Origin of the sequence: Ureibacillus manganicus DSM 26584, assembly GCF_000772945.1 — a bacterium.
Classification (GTDB): Bacteria; Bacillota; Bacilli; order Bacillales_A; family Planococcaceae; genus Ureibacillus; species Ureibacillus manganicus.
Genome location: NZ_JPVN01000080.1, coordinates 1 through 248, shown reverse-complemented (window position 1 = coordinate 248; position 248 = coordinate 1). Strand labels below are relative to the sequence as shown.

Below are 248 nucleotides of genomic sequence, written 5' to 3'. Positions count from 1 at the left end.
ACTTGTAATCAGTAGGTCGTGGGTTCGACTCCTATCGCCGGCACCATTTCTTGGAGGGGTAGCGAAGTGGCTAAACGCGGCGGACTGTAAATCCGCTCCTTAGGGTTCGGCGGTTCGAATCCGTCCCCCTCCACCAGTTTTTAGGGGTATAGTTTAAAGGTAGAACGAAGGTCTCCAAAACCTTTGGTGTGGGTTCGATTCCTACTACCCCTGCCAAATTTTTTTATTTATTTCTACAAGTACATTCT

Annotated in this window: 2 tRNA genes; both read left to right on the top strand. The window is 48.0% G+C overall.

The annotated features are described in order from the left end of the window. The first annotated feature begins 52 nt into the window (after positions 1–52). Positions 53–136, top strand: a tRNA-Tyr gene (locus CD29_RS19470). A 6-nt stretch (positions 137–142) separates the two neighbouring features. Further along, positions 143–216 (top strand) — tRNA-Trp (locus CD29_RS19465). The last annotated feature ends 32 nt before the right edge of the window (positions 217–248 follow it).